We start from the raw sequence: 25,211 nt of genomic DNA, 5'->3' as shown, positions 1-25,211 counted from the left end.
CGTTTTTATATGTTTCTGTCTAAATGTATATAGTATAATAACTTATATATATTAAACCAGAAAATGCTGGGTTTATTGCCTGTGAGCCTAGCTTTTATTGGCAAACTGAGCAGGGGATATAGTTTTTGGCAGAATGGATAGAGATGCCAGCGTTTCATTTTCAGGGCATAATCCAGTACTTTGGAGTAGCCCTGCAGTTCTTCCTTAAACTGGTTGAGGGTGCGCAGGCTCTCTTCTGTCTTATAGAGGAAACTCATGTTGCCGATGAAATTCTCATATCCCAATGTATTGTCTATATGCAATATCTTGATTTGGTTTTCTTGGAGCGTTTTTCCCCATAGCACGTCTTCGTAGCCATAGGTGATAAATCGCTCATCCAGTGGATATTGCAGCATAATGTCTTGCCTTACCATAAAGTTGGAGGTATGGAAATCTCCGTATGGATTGGCTTGGCGCTGCTTGTAGTCAGCATTCTGGGTACCGATGCACTCAAAGATGTAGCGCAGATTGTGTTGGTATTTCTCATCGTTTCGCTTAATCTGGTATCCACCATAGATAACGTCGCTTTCTTCTGATTGCAGGTATGTGGTAAGATATTGAGGATGAATTACTTGCATATTGCTATCTATGAACAGCAACCAGGGATGCAGGGCTTTTTCTGCCAGAAAGTTGCGGATGGCCGCCCTGCCCACGTTCTTTTCTCTTTCGATATAGCGGCAGTAGGGTAGCGAGCGTATCTCGCGGTTTTCATAGATGGTGAGGCGGTCGGTGCTGCCATCGTCTGCCACCAGAATTTCGTACTCGAAATCGGGCAATGCAGCGGCTTGAGCTTGTAAGGACTTTACAAGCTCAAGGCATACATTATTATATGTAGGGATTAGTATCGAAAGAGAATTGATCATATTATTTCTTCAGATATTCCACGAGTTTTTTCACGGCTCTGGCTCTGTGGCTGATGCCGTTCTTGATTTCCTCACCCAGCTCAGCAAAACTCTGGTCATATCCTTCAGGAACGAAGATTGGGTCGTAGCCGAAGCCTTCGGTACCATGCTTCTCGGTAGCGATATGGCCGTTTACGATACCCTCGAACTGGTGGATTTTCTTGATGCTGGTGCAGCCGCAAGGACATACATCCTGCTTCTCGATGTAGCAGATAACGGTGCGGAAGCGGGCCTGGCGGTTTTCCTTACCATCCAGTTCTCTCAACAGCTTAGCCATGTTAGCCTCACTGTCGTGGTCGGTACCCTCAGCATAGCGGGCACTGTGAACACCAGGGGCACCATCTAGTGCCTCTACCTCCAGACCGGTATCATCGGCAAAGCAACTTACGTGGTAATGGTCATAAACATACTGCGCCTTCTGCAAGGCATTCTCTTCCAATGTGTTGCCTGTTTCAGGAATATCCACATCGCATCCTATCTCCTTCAGCGATACTACTTCGTAGTCGCTGCCCAGGATGTCGCGAATCTCCTGGAGCTTATGCTGGTTATTTGTTGCAAAAACTATCCTTTTCATAAGTTTATAATTTATAGTTAATAGTTTATAGGGCATTCTTGCAATAGTGCTTCTTGCTATACGGCGAAGCCGCTATAAACTTTTAACTTTTAATTGTTTTAATGTCTTTATCTTTGATTTTCACCTTCATCTCATCAAATCCCTCGCCATACACACCGATTACGGAACTCTGACTTACAAAGGCATTTGGGTCGATGATCTTGACGATACGGAAGATGGTGACGCTCTCGTTCTTCTTTGCCAGAATACAGAGCACTTTCATCTCGTTGCCCGTGTACCAGCCGTGGCCATCGAGAATGGTTACGCCATGATCCATCTGCATACCGATGGCATTGGCTATCTCCTGATATTTCTTGCTGAATATCATAAACTGCACACTTTCTCGCTTGGCATTCATCACATAGTCGAGTACCAGGTTTTCTATCACCATCGTACAGAGACCGAATACTACCTTTCTAACGGCATCTATCGTGGTAAACTCTGGTTTCGCATTGAAGACAAAGAATGAACTGCCCACGATGAGGAGATCCACGAAGATGAGCACACGGCCCAGCGAGATGTTGTGATATTTGTTGACGATGGCAGCAATGATATCCGTTCCACCTGTACTTCCATTATGCAGAAAGACGATGGCGAGTGATAAACCCGTAAACAGACAGCCGATGATGAGCGACATGAAGTCCTGTCCCTCTCCCAATATCTGCACCATCTTGCCATCTTCACCTATCATCCAGTCTTGCGCCAGCGCCAGGAACACGGAGAGCATGATGATGGCATAGACGGTCTTCACCATGAACTTGAATCCCAGAATCTTCAGCGCTGCAAGCAGCAAGGCGGCATTAATGAGAAAATAAGACAAATAGATAGGTATTCCCGTGCCGTAGTAAATCACGGCTGCGATACCCGTTACGCCACCCGTTACTATCTGGTATGGAAGCAGAAAAATGGTCCATCCAAATGTGTAAAGCAAGAGTCCAAGGGTGATGTAGAAATAATCCTTGCACTCATTCTTAATTGTTTGACTGATTGCTATTTGCATAATATTTTCCTCGTATTTTTAAAGCACAGAAGGTCGCCCATTTTTAGATGAGACGACCTTCTGTATATTATCAATAAATTACTTTTTCAACACCACGTTGACGATCTTCTTTGGTACGATGATTACCTTCAATACGTTGAATCCCTCCAAGTACTTCTGGCTCTTCTCGTCTGCCAATACCTGCTTCTGGATTTCCTCGTTAGGAGTATCCACAGGGAAAGTCATCTGGAAACGAGCTTTACCGTTGAAGGAAATGGTGAGCTGCATGTCGTTCTCCTTCAGATACTGCTCATCATACTTAGGCCATGCTGCATCGCAGACGCTGCCCTGCTCGCCAAGTGCCTCCCATAACTCTTCTGCTATGTGTGGAGCGAATGGAGCGATGAGGATGACGAGATCCTTCAGGAGTTCCTTGTTGCGGCACTTCTGCTGACCGAGTTCGTTCACGGCAATCATGAAGGCTGAGATAGAAGTGTTGTAAGAGAACTTCTCGATATCCTCACTTACCTTCTTGATGAGCTTGTGAACGCTCTTCAGGCTCTCTGGTTTCGCTGCCTCGTCGGCTGATGGAAGGAAGTTGTCTGAGCGGTTCTCATAGAACAAGCCCCAGAACTTCTTCAGGAAGCGGTGGCAACCGTCGATACCGTTGGTATCCCAAGGCTTGCTGGCCTCTACAGGACCCAGGAACATTTCGTAGAGACGCAGGGTATCAGCACCATACTTCTCGACAATCATATCTGGATTCACCACGTTGAACATACTCTTAGACATCTTCTCGATGGCCCATCCGCAGATGTACTTGCCATCCTCCAGGATGAACTCAGCGTTCTGATACTCAGGGCGCCAAGCCTTGAATGCCTCGATATCCAATACATCGTTGCTTACGATATTTACATCTACGTGGATAGGAGTTACGTCGTAATCCTTCTTCAGGTTCAGGCTTACGAATACAGGAGCCTTGTCGTGGTCATCGCTGTTGATGCGGTAAACGAAGTTAGAGCGGCCCTGGATCATACCCTGGTTCACCAGCTTCTGGAATGGCTCTTCCTTGCAGCTTACGCCGAGGTCGAAGAGGAACTTGTTCCAGAAACGAGAGTAAATCAAGTGACCGGTAGCATGCTCGCAACCACCTACGTAGAGGTCCACGTTCTGCCAGTACTCATCAGCCTTCTTGCCTACGAGTGCCTCATCGTTGTGAGGATCCATGTAGCGCAGGTAGTAAGCAGAAGAACCTGCGAAACCTGGCATAGTGTTGAGCTCCAGTGGGAATACAGTCTTGTTATCTACGAGGCTCTTGTCAACCACCTCTTTCTTCTCTGTATCCCAAGCCCACTTCTTGGCTCTGCCCAATGGTGGCTCGCCAGTCTCTGTTGGCTTGTAGGTCTCAATCTCTGGCAATTCGAGTGGCAGGCACTCCTCTGGAACCATCTGTGGCATTCCGTCCTTGTAATATACAGGGAATGGCTCACCCCAGTAGCGCTGACGTGAGAAGATGGCGTCACGGAGACGATAGTTTACCTTTACTCGGCCGATGCCCTTCTCGGTAACAAACTTCTTGGTAGCTGCGATAGCCTCCTTCACGGTGAGTCCGTTCAGAGAGAAACCATCCATGCTGCTCTTTCCTGCTACAGGTGAGTTGGTTACGATGCCTTCCTTGGCATCGAAGCTCTCCTCTGAAACATCAGCACCCTCGATAAGAGGAATGATAGGCAGGTTGAAGTGCTTGGCAAAAGCGTAGTCACGGCTATCGTGAGCTGGCACAGCCATGATGGCACCTGTACCATATCCTGCCAATACATATTCTGAAATCCATACTGGGATTGCCTCGCCGGTGAATGGATTGATGGCGTAGCTTCCTGAGAATACACCTGTTACGCTGTGGTTAGCCATACGGTCCAACTCGGTACGCTTCTTCACGTAGTCGAGATATTTCTCTACCTCTTCCTTCTGCTCGGCAGTAGTTACCTGCTGAACATATTCGCTCTCTGGAGCCAGAACCATGAAGGTTACACCAAACATAGTATCGGCACGGGTAGTGAAGATGGTGAACTTCACGTCACTGTCCTTTACAGAGAATACTACCTCTGTACCCTCAGAACGGCCAATCCAGTTCTTCTGTGTTTCCTTGATACTGTCGCTCCACTGGATGGTTTCCAAACCGTCGAGCAGACGCTGAGAGTAAGCAGATGTTCTCAAACACCACTGCTGCATCTTCTTCTGGATGACAGGGTAACCGCCACGCTCACTTACGCCGTTTACTACCTCGTCGTTGGCAAGCACAGTACCCAGACCTGGGCACCAGTTAACCATGGTTTCGCCGAGGTAAGCGATGCGGTAGTTCATCAGAATCTGCTGCTTCTTCACGTCGTCGTAGCTGTTCCACTCCTCGGCAGTGAAGTCAATCTGCTCGTTCTGAGCTACGTTCAAGTCAGCAGAACCCTTCTCCTCGAAGCGCTTGATGAGCTTCTCGATAGGCTGAGCCTTCTGGCAGCTGTTGCAGAAGAATGAGTTGAACATCTTCTGGAAAGCCCACTGAGTCCAATGGTAATACTTAGGGTCGCAGGTACGAACCTCGCGGTCCCAGTCGAAAGAGAAGCCGATTTTGTCGAGCTGCTCACGATAGCGGTTGATGTTGGCTACGGTAGTAACCTCTGGGTGCTGACCTGTCTGGATAGCATACTGCTCTGCAGGCAATCCGTAAGCATCGTAACCCATAGGGTTCAGTACGTTAAATCCGTTCAAACGCTTGTAGCGTGCATAGATATCGCTAGCGATATAACCAAGTGGGTGACCTACGTGCAAACCTGCTCCTGATGGATAAGGGAACATGTTGAGCACATAGAATTTCTTCTTGTTTTCATCCTCAGTCACCTTGTAGGTCTTGTTCTCGACCCATTTCTGGTGCCATTTCTTCTCGATTTCTCTGAAGTTGTATTCCATTGTTTTATCTAATAATTATGTTTCTTTTCTTAAATATAATAAGGTATAACCCTATTCAAGGTGCAAAATTACATTTATTTTGGCACATAACAAAATAAAATGCAAGTTTTTTATGAATTTAATGTCTTAGCATGCACACACTTCATGTTCTTTTCCAGTTGGGCGGTAGAGCTGGCTCCTACCAATACGCTGGTTACACCTTTCTGCTGCAATATCCAGGCAAGTGCCATTTCGGCGAGTGTTTCGTCTCTTTCTCCTGCTTCTGCGTTCCATTTCTTGAGCTGTTCCAGCAGTTCTGGAGTTAGAGCAGAGTGTTTCAGAAAATGCTCTTTTGCCATACGGCTGTCTGCCGGTATTCCGTTGAGATATCGGTCGGTGAGAAGTCCCTGTGCCAGAGGTGAGAACGAGATGAAACCGATGCCGTTTTCTGCGCAATAATCTAAGGTTCCATTCTCTTGTGGCGCATGGTCGAGCATGTTGAGTCTGTCCTGGAAAATGAGCAGCGGACAGTCGCGCTCCTTCAGATATTGGTCAGCAAACTTCAGGGCTTCCAGTGGCCAGCGGCTGATGCCGAGATAAAGAGCTTTGCCTTGCTTCACGATGTCTACCATGGCTTGAAGGGTTTCTTCGAGCGGTGTGTTCGGATCGTAGCGGTGGCTGTAGAAGAGGTCAACATACTCGAGATTCATTCTCTTGAGACTCTGATTCAGACTGGCCATCAGATACTTACGGGAACCCCAGTTGCCGTAAGGACCTTCCCACATATCATAACCTGCTTTGGTTGATATAAAGAGTTCATCACGATAGGGTTTGAAATCATCTTTCATCAGTCTGCCCATCGTTTCCTCTGCACTTCCGTATGGAGGTCCATAGTTGTTAGCCAGGTCGAAGTGGGTGATACCATGGTCGAAGGCATAGTGAGTGATGGCACGACTTCTTTCGTAAGGATCTACCTCTCCGAAGTTGTGCCAGAATCCCAAACTTATTTTAGGCAGCAAGATACCACTCTTGCCGCATCTCTTGTAGAGCGCTTCTGCATCGCTATAGCGATTGGCGTCAGCATGATAAATACCTTTAATGTCCATTATTCCTTATATTTTTTATTACGGCGAAGAGCCAGAAACTCTTCACTCTTCACCTTTCCTTTGTAAATGCCTATAAACAAGGCATTTGGCGTGGTGAAGAGTTTTTGTTCACTCTTCACCCACTCTTCACCACTCTTCACCGGTATGTGGTTAGGAGCCTGCCGGCTCTTCCTTTTCTACATCGCAAAGGTAATAAAAATATTCAATATAATCGTTGTATTGAATAAAAATTATATTTTTTTCGATATGGAAGAGTAAGTGGGGATGTAGTAAAGGTCGATTGGTTATGGAAAAACATTCTGTTTGTTTGATATGTTTTATCAAAATACACTTTTAAGGAAGACTTTTTGTACTATAAGAAATAAAAGTTAGCAGTGTGATAGGAAGATGTGCCGACATCTAATCGTGGTGCAACAAGTTTGCTGGTGCCACAGCGGTTTATAATTTCTTGGTGGCAGACGATGAAGAACATCTCCAACTCATGCGAAACAAATGGCGACCGAGAATGTTCTTTGGCTTTAGGTCCTAAATTTGTCATATTGTTGCTCTTTCGCTGGGCTTTTTGTTTATATGAGGCAAAAGATATTAAAAAATCATTTAAAAATAGATGACTTTCAGTATTATTCAGTACTTTTGCACCGACAGTATTTGAAAGTATAAATTTAAATATTACAGACATGATAAGACTGAATGTATTTTTTGAAGTGAAAGAAGGAGTGGATATGGAGCAACTTAATGCCCTGTGTCAGGAGTTAGTGGAAAAGTCATTGGATGAAGAAGGCAACATTGCCTATGATTATTTCGTTAGTGGTACTCGTGATGGCGTGATGATGATATGTGAGACTTGGCAGAATGCTAAGGTGCTGAAAACTCACATGGAGTCTGCTCACTTTACCACATTGGTTCCTCAAATAGAGGCTTTGACCAAGCATGGATTGAAACTGGAACAATTTCAGTTTGAGAAATAACAAAGTTTCCTTAAAGACGATATGTAGCATGAAACTTCACATAGTCTTGCACAACTTTTTCATGAGTGTCTATTTGGAAAAAACTCTAAATTGAAAAATTAGGGGAAATTAGAGGAGAATGTCCCCTAATTTCCCCTACAAGTTATTGGTAGTGGAACTTTTATGAGTAAAAATAGACTTTAGAAATCGGATTGTTGCTCTAGCCTTGACTTAACGGTGATGTCTCGTTTCTTTGCTCCCTTCATGAGCTTGTCAAGGACATCTGCTACATCTTGTCGTGTTATGTCCCTAAAGTTACTTACCTCTGGTTTGTCTTTCTGTCCCTCAACGTAAGCATTGAGTATGGCAATCCAAAGCATTGGATCAGTCTCTTCTGTGCTTTCCGTTGTCTCTCTCTCAGCTTTCTGTTGTGCCTCTTGCTCAATGACTAATGGTATATACACTTTCTTGAAGTTTTCTTCCGTGAAAGCATTTGTACGAATCTCAGCCAAGATTTCATAAGCACGTTGTTTCATCCTGGTAGCTTTCTCACGTTCAGTTGTGAAATGAATCTTCAACTCTTCCATGAAACGAGGTACTTGTTGGTAGTCGGCATCTACGGCAATGGAATATACTCCACCTTCTTTCTCGCGAAGTTCATCGAAGAGGCGAGCTTGTACCAGATCTTTCACCACATTGAGGGCAATTTGTTCCTTGGCAGAAAGTGGTTTGTCGTTGGTGAAAGATAATTCTATTTCTCCTAAGTCGCCTTCCAAATCTGCTTCCAACTCACAAGTTATTTCACGTTTTGGTGAAGAGATGTTCTTTAACTTGTACTGACGTGGTGCTACTCCTGGCGTCCCAGGCAAGGAAGCCACATACTTCTCTATTATCTGGCGTGCTTCTTGTTCTGGCAAAGCACCTACTAAGCAGAAGGTGAAATAGGCGGCATTGCCGAAACGGTCGTTAAAGAGACGTGGTAGATCTTGAAGTCTCATACGATTATAAAATGCCAGGTCTTCACGTGGGTTGTCTTCTGACGGTGGGTATAAGATGGTGTTGATGGAATCTTGTACGGCACTCATGCCCGTCTTGCTCCTATTGGAATAGAGGTACTTGCTTTTCTCCACAAACTTATTAAAAACAGCTGGATTGAAATTCTGTTTAGTCAACACTAAGTGGAGGTACTGGAAGAAGCCTTCTGCATGTGCCACAGTCGTATTTCCACCTACACCATCGGTGTAGTCATTGATGGAGAGTGAAAGTTGGATGTCTTTATTCTGTAGCCATTCGTAGAGTTGATTACGGCTGTACTTGTATAGACCAGATTGCATAATGAGCGACTGCATTGCTTTCTCTGAGGGGAGATCCTTTGAGGTAACCAATGAGTTACCACCCATCGCAGAACCGACAAAGTATATTGTCTTTCTTGCATCAGGCAGGTATTTGTAGAGTACTTTGGCACCATTGCTAAGGGTCCATTCGGTTACATTCATGTCCTTAATGAGTGTACTCTTGTTAATCTTTCCTGGTGTAATTTTGTAGTCAATGAGTTGACTGATGGATGCAGGTTTGTCGAAAGCCAATATGGGGTCTTCCTTTACTTCAGCCAAAATCTTTTGGAACTGTGCTAATGGCACGTTCATGTCGGATGGATTGGCTGAATAGGTAATGAAACTGAGGTTTTTGTCGTTCATCCAGGAACGAACCCAAGCATTTAGATCTTCTACCTCCATATCTACTAAACTCTCCACGGAACGTCTGATCTGTTGATGGAAGGATTCCAGCGGCATACCATACAGATAGTTCTGTTTGAAAACATCCATCCAGTTGTCGGGAGTTCCCAGGTTATCAGATTCCATCAGAGGTTTCATCTCATTGTAGAGGGCTTCCTTGGCTTGCTCAAACTCTTCGCTATCGAATCCTTGGCGATAGATACGCTCACGAATAGCAAGGATTTGTTTGAGGGCTGCTTGTTCCTTGCCAGCATATGGTACGAAGTCCCAGGCGTTCTGGTCATATTGACGCACCAATGGTGAGTAACTGACGGTGGCTGTGATGAATTCTTCCTTTGCATCATTGCGCAGCATAGCCAATTCCTGGGAAGCTAAGCGTTGGAAGAGGCGAGCCTTGAGTTGGTCGCCCACTACATCACGTTTCGTAGGGTCTGTTATAGCAAGGTTACGTTGGTAAATACCGATGGAATTCGAAGTGTTCTCCTTGTCAATGAAACGGTAGTAGAGGGGTGTGTCATTTTCTGGGACGAGTGCATTCTCCCTCGTTATAGGTTTCTTGGAGGCAGGAATTGCCCCGAAGATACGTTTTACTTCTTTCTCGTATTCTGTAGGCTCGATATCACCGATAATGGCGACACACTGCAACTCTGGGCGATACCACTGCTGGTAGAAAGTCTTGATGTCCTTGGCTGTGTAACTATGAATCTGTTTTTCTGAACCGATGACGTTATGGGTGGCATAATCACTGTGATTGTAGATGTAAGGAGCGATGGCTTCCGTCAAGCGCTTGTTGACGTTGCGACTTTGTCTCCATTCCTCCGAGATGATGTTTGCTTCCTTTTCCACATCCTTGGGTAGTATCTTGATGCCATTGCACCAATCTTTGAGCAACAACATCATAGATGCCGTCACTTCACTGTCTGCTACAGGTACATTGTTGACTTGAAATCGGGTCTCGTTAATGCCTGTTTGGGCATTGAATACCAAACTGTGGTCACGGAGGTAAGTCATGACTCCATGAGGAAAGTGTTCGGTGGCATTGAACGCCATGTGTTCCAAGAAATGTGCCAAACCATATTGCTTGTTTGTCTCCAAGATAGCACCCACATTTTGGTACAAATAAAAGTTTACCTCTCCAGCGTTGCTTGGGTCACGCAATATATAATAGGTGAGTCCGTTAGGGAGTTTACCTTGTACTAAACCGTTGATTTGTGCCTGACTGCAAATCGGTACGAATAGCATACAGATGGTAATTACCATCTGTAATGCAAGAGTATAGATAGATCTTTTCATTCTGTTTATCTTTTCAAACCGTTTATTTCTGTAAGAGTTCAAGTGTAGCTAACTTGCGGGCAATAGTAGCCTGAATCATAGCCTGTACTTGTGTCATATTGTTGAGTTGAAGCGACTCCACGTAACCTTGGCGATAGTATTTGGTAGCATCCTCATACTTTTTTATCGCCGTGTAGCTGTCGCCAATCATGACGAGGTAGTTGATGCGGTCAACGACGGATGTTTCACCTGTCAATGCTTTTTCCACCCAATTGATGGCAATCTCGTGGTCGGCAGGAGCGAGTTTCTTGCCAGCTGCGTAATAAAGATTCTGTGCAGCCTTACCATAGTCGGCCGGTGTGGCGTTCTCACCCATCAACTTGAAGTATTCGTCCATCAGCTCCAAGTACTTCTTGATATCCTTGTCCTTGTAGATGACATAGATGGCATCGGCATATTTGGCAGACGACTTGGCTGGGTCGAAATTACCAACGAAGGAAATAACGGAATAGGAAGGCTTGTACTCCCCGGAAATCTTAGCCACATAGTCCTTGTAGCTTAGATTTCCTTCCTTGGCAAGGTCCTCGATGCGCTTGTCATTATACTCAATGACATAATAGGCAGCAGCATCGCCGACATTTTTCTGCCAAGCTGGAAGATTGGTGTTGATGAAGTCAGCTATCTTTTGTTGCTGTTCGATGTCGTCGCCACCTAATTGTGTGATGATGAGATAGTCTGTACGGTTGATGAGACTTGGACCTAACTTGGCTTGGATATAGGCACTGAACATCTTTCTGATTCTGACTACCCATTTCTCGGCATCCATGCCTTCTTGTGCCATAAGAAACTTAGGGGCTTGTTGTAGTACCTTCTGTTGGATGTCCAAGTCGGAAGGGTTGGCACGGTATTGTTCGTAGAGTTCCTTAAATCCGATGACATCGCCCGCGGCGGTTTTGCCAGCTTCCAACAATTCCCTTGCTCCCATCGCACCTACAGATATGGAGATTGCCTTTCCGTCATTGGCGATGAATGCCAAGGTAGGAAATGCCTCAATCTTGTATTGTTTGGCAATGGCAACATTCTCTGGCTTTTCGGCATCAATCTGTATGCTGATGAACTTCTCGTTGAAGTACTTTCCGATGGAGTCTTGAGTGAAAATGGTCTTTGCCATGCGTTTGCAAGGCCCGCACCATTGGGCATAGAAATCAACAAACAAAGGCTTATGCTGCTTCTTAGCCTCGTTGAGGGCTTGCTGGAAAGAGCCTTGGAAAAAACGAATGCCACTTTGTGTGGTGGCATCTGTTGGTACATCTTCTTTACTCTTGCCTTGAGCCATGCAAGGCTCAAGGTTGAAGAGAGAGAGAATTGCTGCAAAGAGCAATATACTAATATTTTTTATCATATCTTTTCTTCTATTTAGTTCTTAATGATGTATAGTTGGTGTCTTCGTCTCCATAGGAACCATTGTCCCAATCTCCGAACTCGTTCTTCTTGATGATGACTGTGAAGATGTGTGGAAGAAGGGCAGAGTGATCCTCGTTCTGCACTTTCAAGCTGATGCTATATCTACCTACAGGTAAGTTCTTGGAGGCAGCATAGAATACTTGAATCAAACTACCTTGAAGACGGATGGTTCCTTCCTGGATGGCTTGACGGAAAGCAGCGGCATCACCTCCCTCTGTAGCTTCTACGTCGTAAAACTCGTAGGTGATAGGCACTGTACCTGCTACGCCTTGGATAGCATACGAAGTCCAAGGAGAATTGTCGGTTACTTGAGGGGCATATTCATCTACTTCCTGATAGGCAACCAAGGTATCTGGTTCATATCCTGCGTTTTCAGCCTTGAGATAGCCTACAGGCATATTATGGCAACTCGATAGTGATATTAGTGAGATGAGGGTGATTGCCACGAAACTGATTTTACTATATAATCTTTTCATTTTGTTAAAAATCTGTTGGAGTGAAATCATAACTTAAAGCGTGTACGACTCCTGTCTGAGTCATAATGTTGCAGGAAGCAACCTCGCTGGTTTTTCCTGCAGCTTCGGAGGCAAGATAGATTTTCTTAGGGCCAGCCTGTGGCACACCTCCGTATGGTTCACGATAGGTGTAAATCCAAAGCTGTTTTCCAGAGAGCATCGTGTATGTCTTACCACCTTGTCCGATGACTGTACTCGGATCAGTTGAGGCAATGCCAGGTGTAAAGTCGTCGAGTTGGATAACTTGATTGCCCTCGATGATGGAGGAAAGGATGAAGTTACGACAGTCCTCTACGGGTACATCTGCTATCTGTTCATAACCATTCTGCAAAAGATAACGGCGAATGCTGTGGTTGGTCATGCCAAACACTGTCAAGTTTTTGCCATAGGAACTGGTGCCCATAAATATCTCTTGGAGACCAGCGTGCTCTGCCATGATTACGAGAGAGTCCCAGTTGTAGGAATCTTGCTTGAAATAGTCCCACATGGTGCAATCGTGATAGCCGACGGATGTACCAGTGTCGGCGAAGTTATACTTGGTGCAGGAGGTGGTGAACCCTAAGGTTGCTACCACTACTACTATTAGGAGAAATATCTTTTTCATTTTCTTGTTTTCTTTATTTTAAGATGATTTACATGTAGCGCATCCAGTAGATGGTCTGGCGTATCATAGTGTTTGTTACCTTTCCGTCACGATCAGAATAAGCGTTGCTTGGAATTGGAAGGAAGAGAGCACCATTCTGGATGTCGTTAGCGGTCAAGGTCTGGAACTTGCCGTGTAATTCCTCCAAAATGTAGTTGTTGCGGATGATGTCATAGTAACGCTCATCGTTCTCGCCAAATAACTCCTTTTCACGTTCCTTGAAGATGGCTTTCTTGAGGTCGCCGTCATCATAGATGGATGGATAAGCTTCCGCACCGGCACGATTACGGATGGTGTTGAGGTCTGCGATGGCAAGGTCTGTCTGTCCTAACTTGTTGTAACATTCTGCACGGAGCAGGATAATGTCAGCAAGTCGCCAATACACGTAGTCCGCATTCAGTGAACGAAAGTCTTTGCCTGTCTCTGAGAACTCGTTTTGGGTGTAGATACACTCCCGGAACTTGTAAGGGATGGCATATTGGATACCATCTACCTCCACAGGGTTGTCGATGTCGTAGAAGAAGGCTTGCTTACGTTGGTCGGATGGGTCTGGGTACATTTCCTCGACGGTAGAAGGGTAGAGTTGAAGATAGTTGTCGTATGGAATGTTACCCATCTGTGCTGTCTCTTTTACTGGCCAGCTGAGGTAGGCTGTTGCCACGTCGTTTGGTGTTTGACTGTCCTCAGAACGTGCCTTGTCGAATGTCAAGGTGAAGATAGCTTCTGGATTTGTCTCTTCTGGATGGGAAAGCTTGCGGCAGAGTTCTTCAGGAGAAGAGCATAAGCTATAGTTGCCCACTTTACCTTCTATCAAGAGAGTGGCGTAGTCGATGGCTTTCTGATAGTCTTCCTTAGGGTTGCCTTGTAAACCGTAAAGTTCTTCTACACTACCTTTCCAAGCGTAAATCTGAGCCAGAAGAGCGGCACTGTTGCCTTTGGAGGCATATTGACGGCTCGTGATGGAAGTGTTGTTCAAACCTCTTAGTTTGTCGTATGTTGGCAAGATGCTGAAAGCAGCCTCTGCACTGCTGATAGCTTTGTTGAGTACGTCTATCATCGGAGATCGACCATACATCACGATGTCGGTGGAATTCTTGGTGATCACGCAGTCGCCGTATCGTTGTGCCAAGAAAAAATAGGAAAGTCCCATGGCAAAGTAGGCTTGTCCTTTGTGGAAATTATAGCGTTCTTCCGACAAACCTTTTGTCTTGCCAATGTTGTCAAGGAGTAAGTTTGACTCATAGATAACGTTGTAGAGACCAGTCCACTGACCATCTTGGTCTTTGGCATAGCGTGGGTTCCAATCACGTAGTTCATTGTTCCAACCGAGATTGTCAGCCTTGGCACCTGCTGCGATGAAGGCATCGTTTTTGCCTAAGAAGGCGTTCTCGAAGAATAGTATGGAGGATGTAGTGGCATTCAACTCATTTTCTGATTTGAATGCATTGTTGAAGGTGACTTGGTTCTCTGGAATCTGCTCCAAGTCGCATGACACCAATCCTGCCGCACAGATGGCGGCTATAAATAGTTTCTTCTTCATGTCTTGTTAAAATTTTAAGTTAAAGCCAAATGTTACTGAACGGTTCAATGGGTACTGCTGACCCGTATCCTTGCCTGTGTAAGGATCAACGACTTCAGGGTCTGTACCTGAGTAGTTGGTCCACAAGAAGAGGTTTTGACCTGTGACATATAGGCTCAGTCCCTTGATTTTGTTTTTAAACCACTTGGCAGGCATCTCATAAGATAAGGTAATGGACTTGAGACGTAGATAGTTGACATTCTCGATATTGGAGTCGATGTCGCCATCAAACTGTCCTATGTAGCCTTGGTCTGCGAACTCCAAGGATGGATAGTCGGTTTCATCGCCAGGCTTCTGCCAGAAGGTTACCTTGCTTGGATCTGCCATGATGGTGCCGAAGGTCTTGGTGAAGTTGAATGCAGAGTTCTTCACCATGTTCATCATTTTGCGTCGAATGGTATAGCTCATCATCATGTCGAGTGTCCAGTTCTTGTACGAAATACGGTTGCTGATACCCCCGAAGGCACTTGGCAAGGTACTGCCTGCATAGTACTTGTCGTTGTTGTTGATGGTTCCATCCTGATTGAAGTCCTTGATTTTACGACCACCCACACGCAACTGATAGTTCTCGCTGTTATTGAAACTCAATGGTACGAGCTTACCTGATGCGTTGTAATAATATGGTATCTGGGAGTCATCCTGTACGATGCCCTCGTCGTGATAGGTGTAGATGCCATAGACTGGGCGGCCCAATACCTTGTCGCTCAAGTCCTCACTTCCGTATGACTTGCGGAAGAGGTTGCGGTCGTGAGAGATGTTGAAGCCCAGTGTCCACTGCCAGTTCTTTCGTTTGATGATATCTGCGGAAATCTCAAACTCAATACCCTCGTTGGATATGGCGGAAGAGTTGTTCCACATCTTGTCTGCCAAGAAGAAGTTTCCTGGGGTTGAGGTCTGCATCAGCAAGGCATGGGAGTATTTGTAGTAGTAATCCAACTTCACTTGCAAGCGATAGTTGAAGAGCTGAAGGTCGAGACCTAAGTCATATTGGTCGTTTTTCTCCCAAGTGAGCTGGTTGTTTGCGAGAAGTCCTGGTATCAAACCTGAATTACCTAAGAATGTGTTGCTGCTACTCATGGTTCCCAACGCAAGGTAAGCCTCGTTGAACTTCTGACCAGAGCGTCCCCAAGATGCACGGAACTTACCGAAGCTGAGCCACCAGAGATTTTTCATGAATGGTTCGTCACTGAATGTCCAGCCCAAGCCCACAGCAGGGAATGTTCCCCATCTCACGTTGCTACCGAAGACAGAAGAACCGTCGGAACGAAGGGAAAATTCTGCAAGGTACTTGTGCTTGTAGTTGTATGCCAAGCGACCGAAGAGACTCATCATCTCTTGTACTTCCTGGTTGCTGTTGTACGTCTGCAATGCCTCATAGGTGCCATATTCGTCTTGGCGTAATGATGGCCATTCCTCACCTACATAGTGGATTTGGTTGGTAGGGCCGCCATAGGCAGAACCGCCAACAGTGTTGAGCTGGTCACGGTTGTAGGAGAAACCGCCCATCAACTCGAAGAAGTGCTTTTCCTTGAGGTCGAACTTATAGGTGAGATAGTTCTCGCTCTGAATCATCGTCATGCCGATGTTCTGTCCTTCTGACTTGGATAATTTCTTGTAGGTCAGATAGTCTGGCGTAAAGGTATTGAGACGAGTGTTGTAGTGGTCGATAGCGGCCGAGAGCGAGAGCTTCAACCCCTTGATGATGTTATAGTTGAGTCCACCGCTCAATCGAATATTGTAGTTGGAGTTCACTCCATTGATTCCTCTCAAGGATTGCATAGCGGTCTTTTCAGCGATGCTTCCTTTTCCTGGCAAGAGGGTGGATTGTAACTTCGGATCAATAGTGAGACCTTGTACCTTGCCTGTGGTAGCTGCTTTTTGGTCAGTGTAAGATAAGTTGATGCGAGTATAGGCATCTACCTTTGGGGTAATCTTGAAGTCAAGATTGGACATGAGGTTGGCTCGCAAGAAACTGGAGTTGATCATGATACCTTTCTCGTTGTAGATACCTGCGGCTACCATGTAGCGTACATTGTCGTTGCCCCCGGAGATGGAAAGGTCGGCCTTGGTCACCTGGCCGACACGAAAAGCATACTTCCACCAGTTGGTGCTGTTATTATAGAAAGTATTGAGGGAATCCTGTGCTAACGAAGGAATCTTGTTGGAATCGTCTGTGGTGATGTTACCCTTATTCCAAAGGTAGTCGTATGCACCATAACTGTTTGGATCCCATCCCCATGTGTCCTTGTAATTATTCGGGAAGATAACCTTATCGGTCGTCCAGTCATATTCGCCGACACGTTGGTTCTTTGCCAAGAGAAGGTTCATCAAGCGCTCACCATTACCACGCAACTGGGTTGGGGTGGCAGGGAGCCAAGAGAAAGACTGGGATACGTTGGCGTTAAATTCAACCTTACCACTCTTACCTTTCTTGGTAGTGATGAGGATGACGCCATTACCTGCACGAGAGCCATAAAGTGATGCGGAAGTGGCATCCTTCAAAACCTCGACCGACTCGATGTTGGAAGGGTCAAGAGAAGAAAGTGGGTTGATACCTCCTGTATAGGTAGAAGAAGATTGGACAGGGACACCGTCAACGACAAACAACGGAGAACCGTCGTTGACACCTTGCTGATTAAGGGAACTAAAGCCTCGAATGACAATCTTGGAGCCGTTTCCGCCAGGCTGACCTGAGAGGTTGGATACATCGACACCTGCCATCTTGCCTTGCAATAAGGTTTCGATTGAGGAACTTGGTACGTCTTTGAGAGCTTCACCCTTCAAGGAAGAGACTGAGCCTAACATATCACGGCGAGTACGGCTACCGTATGCGATGACTGCTACCTCGCCAAGTTGGTTGCCCTCTTCCTTGAGGATGACGTTAACTGGGCGGCCGTTGTTATATTTCACGGTCATGGGCGCATATCCGATGGCAGACACGATGAGCTCGCCGTTAGAAACATTGGTAGATAAGGTAAACTTACCTTCAGTGTCGGCGATGGTACCTTCTCGCGAACCTTTTATCCTTATGGTTGCGTTAGGGATGAACTCACCTTCGGTATCCTTTACTACACCCTTTATGAAAAATGAACCTTTTTGGCCGGTGTCCAAGCGGAATACACGGATAGACTTACCATTCACGCTGTAGGTAAATGGTGTCTTGCTCAACAAGTCTTGAACGGCTTTTTCTACTGTAGCTTCATCGAATGAGACAACCATCTTGTCGGGATAGTTCCTTACCTCATTGGTGTAATTGATGGAATAATCGCTATTCTTGGTGATGTAGTCCAAAATAGACGAAAGAGTTTTCTCCTTGAAGGAAACAGATAATTTTATCTCTCCCGTTTGTGCCAATACTGCAACTGGGTTAGACAAAGTTATCATCAAGCATCCTACTATGCATAGCAGATGCCAAGAACGGATGATGTTTTTGTGCATATCTCTCTCTGTTAAATTAATAAATACATTCTTTATTATGGAGTGCAAAGTAACAACTTTTTGATGGAATATGCAAATTTTATGTATTTTTTTTGCCAGAAATCCTCTAAATAAGTGTTTTTCTTAAGCTTTCATGCATTTATCCCCTTTTACATTCTTTGAATTCCTGAATGCATTCCAGTCTTGCTCAAATCTAGAGAGTATCAGTCTCCCAGGCTTAACCACCATTGCAGAGAGCATTTTCGATGGTTGTAGTAAACTACAGGAAGTAAGAGTTCCTAGCACATTGGAGCGTATCGGTGACATGGCTTTCAACAATTGCAACAATTTGAACAACGTATATACTTATACCGTTCTCCCTATCAACATCGACCAGAATACGTTTACCAATTTCAAGGCTACTACCCTTTGGGTGCCATTTGGGATTATATTCTGTACTATTTTACATCATTTCCTTCTTAAACCAAAGCTCGAACACACAGTCGGCGATGAAAACTCCATCCTTTTCCAAGGTGATCAATTCCTTGTCGATGAGGGCTTTCTTGATGCGGTCGATATAGGATTTGCTGCCCAGCGGATAGGTTTCAGCTACAGCCTGGGCGGTGAAACCTGAGTGGACGCCACTGCAGAGGAGGCGCAGAAAATTGAGTTGATAGGTGGTTAAGCCCTCGGTTTGCTGTACGAAAAGACCATGCCATTGTTGCAGCAAGGCGCTGATGCCACTTTGTAAGGTTTCTTCGTTTACTTCTTTCTCGGTTTCTGCCATCACGTTCCAAGCTAGTTGCTGCACGTAGGAAGAATAGTTCTTTACGGTTTTACAGATTCTTGTAGCATATTCCTCAGATATACTCTTACCATATTTCTCGAACCGGGAGCAGATGAAAGGCACCCAATATTCTGTAGGGATGCAATCCAGGTGAAGCTTCTCTCCAAACATAAGCAAAAAAAGTTCACAAGGTTGTGGACCACAAACTTGTGAACTTTTAATATTATTTTGTAAATCAAGCATTTAAATGTGAGGAGAATTTACAGGCTAAGAGTCTGAGTGTGTTCTTTGTCTCATTAAATAAACAATTCATCCATCGTAATCTGTTTCTGTACGATGTCGCTATGTTTGTTCTGCTTCAATCCGAAAGAAGTAATCAATGTGAGGAGAAGCGATTTGGAAGTCTTAGTCTCTTCTGTGAAGATACGCAGTTTCTCCAGCAACTTCTCCTCATATTCCTTGCTGATTTCGAATTTGCTCTTGTAGAATTTCATCTCACAGATATTGATGGTTTCATCTTTCCGGTCTATCAGCAAGTCTATTTGAGTTCCCTTTTCTGTGTTGCTGCTTCGCCATGAGCAAACCAAGGTCTGTACTCCCGAAATTCCCAGGGCGTGCTTGATTTTGTCTATATGGTTTAGACAAAGCATCTCGAAAGACAAGCCAGCCCAAGTATGGTATAGCTGACTGTTCTGGGAGGATGACCAGAAACTGGAATCCTGATACTTGTTGTGCTTGATGAACCGGAAGTAGAAGAGTGTATAGAAATCTACTAACTGGAATAAGGTGTTTCGCTTTTGGCGAATGTCGGAAGTCATCTTATTGGCTGTACTGAATGGTTCATACAGACGGATGAATCCGCATTGTTCCAATTCTTCCAGTACAGTAGAGAAGGCTCCATTATCTTTTTCTCCCGATGCCTTGACCAGTTCCTGTCGGGTCATACCCATTCCTTTGGTAGCAAGGGCAGTAACTACGGCGATATGGTCGGCTGATTTCTTAAACAAAGCTCTGTATAAGTCGTTGAATTCTTCTTTCAGTTCTGCATTGTCTGCGAAAAACAGCTGGTCGATGTTCTGTGCCAGACTTTTCGATTTATCCATCATTGACAGATAATAAGGTATTCCTCCCATAACCATATAGCATTCTGCTATCTGTTTTCGGCTGTAGCCGAAGTGGTAAGCCTTGAAGTATTCTTCGCATTCGTGCAGGGTGAATGGTTTTACAATCAGATGAAGGGTCAGTCGGTTGTGCAAGCCACCACGGTTGCGAATCAGGTTGTTGATCATCCAGGAGGTGGCGGATCCGCAAACGATGAGTTTGATGTCGTTGCGCAGTACAGCCCAGCTGTTCCAGAAGTTTTCCAGTGCAGGTATGAATCCCGATTTGGCGGTATCCATCCATGGCAATTCATCGATGAATATTACTTTCTTGCCTTCCGGAAGTGTTTCTATGTATTGTGACAGGGCATAGAATGCCAGCAGCCAGCTCTTGAATGTCTGCAGAGTGGTGGAGTGGGTATATTTTTGCAGGGCAATGCTGAAGTTGACAAGCTGTTCGCCTTTGGCAACTCCGTTCATTCCTGTCATGAAGAAGGCAAAATGGTCCTCTACGGCTTTTCTGATGAGAAAAGTCTTGCCTACACGTCGTCTTCCATAGACGGCGATAAACTCTGATCTATCGGAGTTTATTGTACTTCCCTGAAAAAGGTTGTCACTTAGGAACAAACAGAAGTGACAATGAAACGTAAGACAAGAATTGAACGTGTGTATAATGAGGACACTGGTTGGTTTGAGACCCGTGAGGTAGAGTTGAATAGCTACTCTTTTACAGATGATGATCGTATCATGATAGTTCGAGAGTATATGGAGAGTGGGCTCCCAGCAGAAGAAATCATCAAGAAATACTATATAAGCAGTCGTACAGTGCTATTTTCTTGGATGGATAAGTTCTTAAATGAAAAAGATTTGTTATCTTTGCCGCCAGAAGACCAAAACCGTGACGATATGGCAAAGACAACAAATGAACAGTTGAAAGAGAAAGATGCAGAGATTAAGCGTCTCCGCAAGGCTTTGGAGTTAGAGAAGCTTCGCTCTAAGGCATTCTCCACCATGATTGACCTCGCAGAAGAAACCTTCAATATTCCTGTGAGAAAAAAATCTGGTACCAAACAGTAAGCTTGCTCCGCACAGAGTGCCAGAGCCAAGGTTTAGGCACTCTATGTGGGCTGTTTGGTTTCACCCGGCAAGCATATAATAAGCGCAATGTCTCTGACGGCTTTGCTGAAGATGTCATTGAGTCTATCATCATTGAAAAGGCACGTGAGTATCGTAAGTCAAATCCTGGCTTAGGAGCTGTAAAGTTGCATGCCATATTGAAACAGATGTTTGAGGATACAGGCTGTTTCCCTGGTCGTGACGCATTTATTGAGATGCTGCGTAAGCATGGGCTCATGGTGCGTATAAAGCGCCGTAGGCGCTATAAGACAACAGATTCCGACCATAATTACCGCAAATATCCAAACTTGATTAAGGGAGTAGTTCCTACCCGTCCGAACCAGATTTGGGCAAGTGACATCACCTATGTTGAAACCAATGAAGGTGTGTGCTACCTCTCGCTTATAACAGACCTGTATTCCCATAAAATCGTTGGATGGGCTGTTGGTCCAACATTAGAAACTGTATATCCATTAGAAGCGCTTAAAATGGCATATAAAAGCATTGATGAAGAAACTGCAAAAGGACTCATCCATCACTCTGACAGAGGAAGCCAGTATTGCAGTCAGAATTATGTGTCTATCCTAAAAAGTCATGGCTCACAAATAAGTATGACTCAAACAGGAGATCCTTTGGAGAATGCCATAGCAGAACGTGCAAACGGCATTTTAAAAACGGAATGGCTTTATAGGATGACAATTCCTACTCGTAAAGTATGTAAGAAGGAACTGACCAGGATTATTGCGTTTTATAACGACGAAAGACCGCATATGAGTATCGGTAATCAAACACCATCTGTTGCACATACTCAAGCGGGGCCACAGCAGAAAATGTGGAAAAATCCTTGGGAAAATTCTTCTAATTAGTTGAAAATGTGTATCTTTGCATTTGAAAGAATATCATCACCGTAACCTTTCTAGGGATAGCTCCTTAAAAAGAGTAACCTAGTTAGGTATAATGGGGATTCGCTGACAACCCATATAGTGATAAAATTAAAAATGCGTAACTCATTTAGTGATAAGAAAAATAGATAGTAACATATTTAGTTTAACCATCCTAAAGGTGACAACTTTTTCACGTATAAGACACGTTGATTTTGGTAGATGTATGATGCAAATACACTTTTAAGGACGACTTTTTGTGACTTTCTACACTTTTAAGGACGACTTTTTGTAGTTTTATACATTTTTAAGGACGACTTTTTGTGCTCTTTGAAATAAAAAATGTATCTTTGCATTCAGAAATATCAAATAATCAGATAGTTATGAAGAGAAATGCCATCAAATACCTATATCAATGGAAAGCAAGCAACGACCGAAAGCCGTTGATTATGCTTGGAGCCCGCCAGGTTGGCAAAACCTGGCTGATGAAGGAATTTGCCAAAGAGGCCTATACCCGTAGTGCGTATGTAAACTTCGAAGACAATGAAATGCTCCGGGAAGTTTTTGCACATGACTTTGATATTCCCCGTATTATCAATAGCATACAATGGAGTACAGGAGTTTCTATTGATGAAAATACGCTTATTATCCTTGATGAGATACAAGAAGCACCCAGGGGTATCACCGCATTAAAGTATTTTGCAGAAAAAGCACCTCAATATCATGTCGTAGCTGCAGGTTCATTGCTCGGAATTGCGATGCATCAGAATGACTCTTTTCCTGTAGGTAAGGTAGATTTCATGCATTTATATCCCCTCACATTCTTTGAATTTCTAGATGCAATCGGTGAAAGCCGTATGGTAGAACTGCTGATGTCAAAGGATTGGAATATGATAACCATGTTCCGGAATAAATTTGAGGAATGCCTGCGACAGTATTATCTGGTCGGGGGAATGCCGGCTGTAGTACAGTCTTTTGCCAGCGAGGGAAATCTGTCTGAAGTCAGAAGCATTCAAAAAGGAATCCTTGAAGCGTATGAGCGTGATTTTTCCAAACATGCTCCGGCCATAGAAGTTCCACGTATCCGAATGGTATGGAAATCCATCCCATCCCAGCTCGCCAAGGAAAACAAGAAATTCATCTATGGTGCCGTGAAGGAAGGAGCCAGAGCAAAGGATTTTGAGCTCGCTATCGAATGGCTGAAAGATGCAGGGTTGATCTATAAGGTAAACCGTTGTAAGAAAGCCCTGTTGCCATTGGCTGCATACGAGGATTTTTCTGCTTTCAAGTTATTCCTGTCTGATGTGGGACTGATGGGAGCCATGAGCAATATTCCTGCCCAAAGCTTGCTGGAAGGAAATGTGCTGTTTTCAGATTTTAAGGGGGCGCTGACAGAGCAGTATGTCCTGCAGCAGCTTAAGGAGAAATCTTCCTTGTCTATCTATTATTGGTCGGCAGAAAATTCACGTGGTGAAATAGATTTTCTAGTGCAGGATGAAGAAAAAATCATTCCGATAGAAGTAAAGGCTGAGGAGAATTTGCAGGCTAAGAGTTTGAGGGTGTTTGTAGAGCGCAATCAGGGATTGAAAGGTATGCGCCTATCCATGTCACCTTATAGAGAGCAGGATTGGCTTGCCAATTATCCATTATATTCCGTATCTGCAATATTCGGATAAAAATAAAGTTCACAAGGTTGTGGACCACAAACTTGTGAACTTTTAATATTATTTTGTAAATCAGGTATTTAAAAGCTGTTTTTTATGCATAAAACAAGCCTGAATCAGAGGCTTTTCTTATCAAACACACCATTCATCGTGATGCAGAGATGCTGGAATTTGCTGAGGAGCTTGTCTGACCATTTCGTCATGTTGTAAAGGTCCTTGATTTCCTTAAACTTCTTTTCCTCCCATTGCGGATAATCTATCTCTGAGAAATAACGGCGGTAGTCGCGCAGATTGTCGCCTGAGAAATGGAGATAATCGTCGATGTCGCCAAACCATTCGGGAGTCATCATCTGGGTGGCAAAGGCTTCGAAGTTCTGGTTGTCCTGAAGCATGCAGTTGTGATTCAATACACACCATACGCAGAACCAATGGTTCTTGCGGGTAACAAATTTCAACATATTGGCTATCTGAGCCTTCAGATTCTGCATGTCGATGTATTTGCCGTCTTTTACTTTGTAGAAAACCTCGTTGGGAAGGGTTTCCGGAATGCCTTCGGGATGTTCCAAATCGTAGATTTCCTGCTCGATGATGTGCCATTTTACGGTGGCTGATACCAGCTTGAGATATTCTTGTGCTGTAAAATTGACGTGGGCAAGCTGGGCGCCCAGCAGTTGGGTGTCTCTTATATATTTCATAAAGTCGAGGCGCAGATTTTCCGGTACCTCGTCTTTTAGCGTTTTTCTTACTTCCAGCAATTGGCTGACGGAGAGTTGCTTTCCGTTGTTATCATATTCCAGGGTTGTAAAGTATCGGTCTATGTCGCTGATGCCCTTTGGTTCTTCCTGATATTCCTGTAGCGACATTTCGAAGAGGCGGGTGGTCTGCTCTTCGCTCATGGCGAGGTTGGTGAAATGGCTCAGCTGGCGGAAGTGGAGCATCAGATAACATGCCATGCTGTATAGCTGGAAGAGATTCCAAAGGCGCTCTACGGGTTTTACGCCGGGGATATGAGTGGGTTTTACCTGGCGTAACAGTTCTTTCTGGAGTTTGGTTACTTCGTTTACATCGATAGTACTTCCTTTGCCCAGTTCATCGGTTTCAAAAAAATCGTTGAGTTTCGGCAGGATGCGGGTCATATCCAGCGGTGCCACTTTCATCCGTTTTCCTTCTATCTGTTTTCCCTTTTTCAAGTCTTCCATGATATGCGCCATCAGGGGTGTAAACTTCTGCATTACGATGATGCTGATGCTTACTTCATGGGTTTCGTTCTGCTCCTTTCGCTGCTTGGCTATGTCGTTGTGCTGCAGCACCATATCTTTCTCTGCCATATAGCAGAGCCGGGTGGCTTTGGTGCAGAGCGAACGGATATCGAAGGTCAGTTCCTGCGGACTGTAATCTTCCCATGCATCTACCAGAATGCTGAGCATTCGGCAGAAGTTGTCGAGCTGTCGGTCGAAGACTTCGTAGCTGAATTCTATTTCATCTTTATCTTCATTCATTGTCAGTCTGTT

At 44.7% G+C, this 25,211-nt stretch carries 19 protein-coding genes and 1 pseudogene; 5 read left to right on the top strand and 15 right to left on the bottom strand.

Features of this window, described 5'->3' with window-relative positions:
• Positions 1-5: 5 nt before the first annotated feature.
• The 6 genes from ONT18_RS12540 to ONT18_RS12515 all read right to left on the bottom strand — a co-directional run bounded on the left by ONT18_RS12540 (position 6) and on the right by ONT18_RS12515 (position 7,258).
• Entirely contained in the window at positions 6-902 is an 897-nt protein-coding gene (locus tag ONT18_RS12540; protein WP_118080632.1) for a glycosyltransferase family 2 protein, read from the bottom strand.
• A gap of 1 nt (position 903) precedes the next feature.
• Positions 904-1,515 carry a non-canonical purine NTP diphosphatase gene (locus ONT18_RS12535; protein ID WP_117728244.1) on the bottom strand — a complete coding sequence of 204 codons (612 nt, stop codon included), beginning with the start codon at positions 1,513-1,515 and terminating at the stop codon, positions 904-906.
• Between the two features lie 82 nt (positions 1,516-1,597).
• Complete coding sequence (locus tag ONT18_RS12530) at positions 1,598-2,554, bottom strand: YitT family protein (RefSeq protein ID WP_144154707.1); 957 nt, start codon at positions 2,552-2,554, stop codon at positions 1,598-1,600.
• A 78-nt stretch (positions 2,555-2,632) separates the two neighbouring features.
• On the bottom strand, positions 2,633-5,494 hold the full coding sequence (leuS, locus tag ONT18_RS12525; protein ID WP_264905855.1) for a leucine--tRNA ligase: 2,862 nt from the start codon (positions 5,492-5,494) through the stop codon (positions 2,633-2,635).
• A gap of 110 nt (positions 5,495-5,604) precedes the next feature.
• Positions 5,605-6,579: an aldo/keto reductase gene (locus ONT18_RS12520; protein WP_117695501.1), complete on the bottom strand. Its 975-nt coding sequence runs from the start codon at positions 6,577-6,579 to the stop codon at positions 5,605-5,607.
• A gap of 352 nt (positions 6,580-6,931) precedes the next feature.
• On the bottom strand, positions 6,932-7,258 hold the full coding sequence (locus tag ONT18_RS12515) for a hypothetical protein (RefSeq protein ID WP_264905854.1): 327 nt from the start codon (positions 7,256-7,258) through the stop codon (positions 6,932-6,934).
• Here ONT18_RS12515 and ONT18_RS12510 point away from each other — a divergent pair.
• Complete coding sequence (locus ONT18_RS12510) at positions 7,257-7,547, top strand: putative quinol monooxygenase (RefSeq protein ID WP_264905853.1); 291 nt, start codon at positions 7,257-7,259, stop codon at positions 7,545-7,547. The genes ONT18_RS12515 and ONT18_RS12510 overlap by 2 nt on opposite strands.
• A 179-nt stretch (positions 7,548-7,726) precedes the next feature.
• Here ONT18_RS12510 and ONT18_RS12505 read toward each other — a convergent pair whose 3' ends face one another.
• The 6 genes from ONT18_RS12505 to ONT18_RS12480 are packed head-to-tail and all read right to left on the bottom strand — an operon-like array spanning position 7,727 to position 18,173.
• Positions 7,727-10,555 carry a M16 family metallopeptidase gene (locus ONT18_RS12505; RefSeq protein ID WP_264905852.1) on the bottom strand — a complete coding sequence of 943 codons (2,829 nt, stop codon included), beginning with the start codon at positions 10,553-10,555 and terminating at the stop codon, positions 7,727-7,729.
• A gap of 22 nt (positions 10,556-10,577) precedes the next feature.
• Positions 10,578-11,936, bottom strand: coding sequence for a thioredoxin family protein (locus ONT18_RS12500; RefSeq protein WP_264905851.1), 1,359 nt, complete (start codon positions 11,934-11,936; stop codon positions 10,578-10,580).
• A 10-nt stretch (positions 11,937-11,946) separates the two neighbouring features.
• Positions 11,947-12,474: a hypothetical protein gene (locus tag ONT18_RS12495; RefSeq protein ID WP_264905850.1), complete on the bottom strand. Its 528-nt coding sequence runs from the start codon at positions 12,472-12,474 to the stop codon at positions 11,947-11,949.
• Positions 12,475-12,478: 4 nt separating this feature from the next.
• Positions 12,479-13,117, bottom strand: a complete 639-nt coding sequence (locus ONT18_RS12490) for a fasciclin (RefSeq protein WP_264905849.1) — start codon at positions 13,115-13,117, stop codon at positions 12,479-12,481.
• Positions 13,118-13,145: 28 nt separating this feature from the next.
• On the bottom strand, positions 13,146-14,696 hold the full coding sequence (locus ONT18_RS12485; protein ID WP_264905848.1) for a RagB/SusD family nutrient uptake outer membrane protein: 1,551 nt from the start codon (positions 14,694-14,696) through the stop codon (positions 13,146-13,148).
• A gap of 6 nt (positions 14,697-14,702) precedes the next feature.
• Positions 14,703-18,173 (bottom strand): SusC/RagA family TonB-linked outer membrane protein, encoded by a 3,471-nt coding sequence (locus tag ONT18_RS12480; protein WP_264905847.1) that lies wholly within the window; start codon positions 18,171-18,173, stop codon positions 14,703-14,705.
• Between the two features lie 133 nt (positions 18,174-18,306).
• Here ONT18_RS12480 and ONT18_RS17345 point away from each other — a divergent pair.
• Positions 18,307-18,561, top strand: a pseudogene (locus ONT18_RS17345) (leucine-rich repeat protein); the annotation flags it as partial.
• Positions 18,562-18,615: 54 nt separating this feature from the next.
• Here the strand turns inward: ONT18_RS17345 and ONT18_RS12475 are convergent.
• Together ONT18_RS12475 and ONT18_RS12470 are read right to left on the bottom strand one after the other, a co-directional pair.
• Entirely contained in the window at positions 18,616-19,110 is a 495-nt protein-coding gene (locus ONT18_RS12475) for a hypothetical protein (RefSeq protein WP_264905846.1), read from the bottom strand.
• Positions 19,111-19,235: 125 nt separating this feature from the next.
• Positions 19,236-20,666: an AAA family ATPase gene (locus tag ONT18_RS12470; protein WP_264905845.1), complete on the bottom strand. Its 1,431-nt coding sequence runs from the start codon at positions 20,664-20,666 to the stop codon at positions 19,236-19,238.
• 12 nt (positions 20,667-20,678) lie between these two features.
• Here ONT18_RS12470 and ONT18_RS12465 point away from each other — a divergent pair, with 12 nt between their 5' ends.
• The 3 genes from ONT18_RS12465 (at position 20,679) to ONT18_RS12455 (ending at position 23,712) form a co-directional block, all read left to right on the top strand.
• The gene (locus ONT18_RS12465; protein WP_089543290.1) at positions 20,679-21,116 is read left to right on the top strand and encodes a transposase; all 438 of its coding nucleotides are present in this window, start codon (positions 20,679-20,681) and stop codon (positions 21,114-21,116) included.
• A 2-nt stretch (positions 21,117-21,118) separates the two neighbouring features.
• Positions 21,119-22,021, top strand: a complete 903-nt coding sequence (locus ONT18_RS12460) for an IS3 family transposase (protein ID WP_264905033.1) — start codon at positions 21,119-21,121, stop codon at positions 22,019-22,021.
• Positions 22,022-22,419: 398 nt separating this feature from the next.
• Positions 22,420-23,712 (top strand): ATP-binding protein, encoded by a 1,293-nt coding sequence (locus ONT18_RS12455; protein WP_264905844.1) that lies wholly within the window; start codon positions 22,420-22,422, stop codon positions 23,710-23,712.
• A gap of 104 nt (positions 23,713-23,816) precedes the next feature.
• Here ONT18_RS12455 and ONT18_RS12450 read toward each other — a convergent pair whose 3' ends face one another.
• On the bottom strand, positions 23,817-25,199 hold the full coding sequence (locus ONT18_RS12450) for a hypothetical protein (protein WP_264905843.1): 1,383 nt from the start codon (positions 25,197-25,199) through the stop codon (positions 23,817-23,819).
• Positions 25,200-25,211 lie beyond the last annotated feature (12 nt).

Source organism: Segatella copri, assembly GCF_026015295.1.
GTDB lineage: Bacteria > Bacteroidota > Bacteroidia > Bacteroidales > Bacteroidaceae > Prevotella > Prevotella copri_C.
The sequence above is the reverse complement of the archived record's forward strand: the minus strand, read 5'-3'. Positions and strand labels throughout refer to the sequence as shown.